Here is a 621-nt window from a genome sequence, read left to right on the forward strand (position 1 = left end):
CCGTATCGGAAGGTGCGGCTGGATCACCTCCTTTCTAAGGAATTACCTGATCTCGATGAAGATCAGATACTTTGACAGGTATCGCTCATGTTCAGTTTTGAGAGAGCAAGTCTCTTTCTAATAAAAAGGTGAGATCAATGGCCTTTAGCTCAGCTGGTTAGAGCGCACCCCTGATAAGGGTGAGGTCGGTGGTTCGAGTCCACTAAGGCCAACCATTTATCATTCCTATGGGGCTATAGCTCAGCTGGGAGAGCGCCTGCCTTGCACGCAGGAGGTCAGGAGTTCGATCCTCCTTGGCTCCACCAACAAACATTCGTGTTTGTTGCATTTGCACCTTGAAAACTGGATACGAAAATTGCGTAACATAGAAACATCCTTTAGCTGAGTTTAAACATGCGGCAAGCATTTCTTTTGTGTCTTGCTGCAGCGAAGGATTTGCGAGTTTGTGCGTACTTTTGTAGAGGCGTTTCCACCGCTAATCATTTAGTGTTCAGGAAACGCTTCTACAACGGGAGCACGGACCGCAAATCCGGAGCATTGGTTAAGCTACTAAGAGCGCACGGAGGATGCCTAGGCGCCAGGAGTCGATGAAGGACGCGGCGAACAGCGAAATGCCTCGGG

At 49.3% G+C, this 621-nt stretch carries 2 tRNA genes and 1 rRNA gene; all 3 read left to right on the forward strand.

Annotated elements, in window-relative coordinates:
* The first annotated feature begins 138 nt into the window (after positions 1-138).
* A tRNA-Ile gene (locus L6H65_RS26445) sits at positions 139-215 on the forward strand.
* Between the two features lie 14 nt (positions 216-229).
* Positions 230-305, forward strand: a tRNA-Ala gene (locus L6H65_RS26450).
* A gap of 234 nt (positions 306-539) precedes the next feature.
* Positions 540-621: ribosomal RNA gene (locus L6H65_RS26455) — 23S ribosomal RNA — on the forward strand; the annotation flags it as partial.

Source organism: Paenibacillus plantiphilus, from assembly GCF_927798095.1.
Lineage (GTDB): Bacteria > Bacillota > Bacilli > Paenibacillales > Paenibacillaceae > Paenibacillus_Z > Paenibacillus_Z plantiphilus.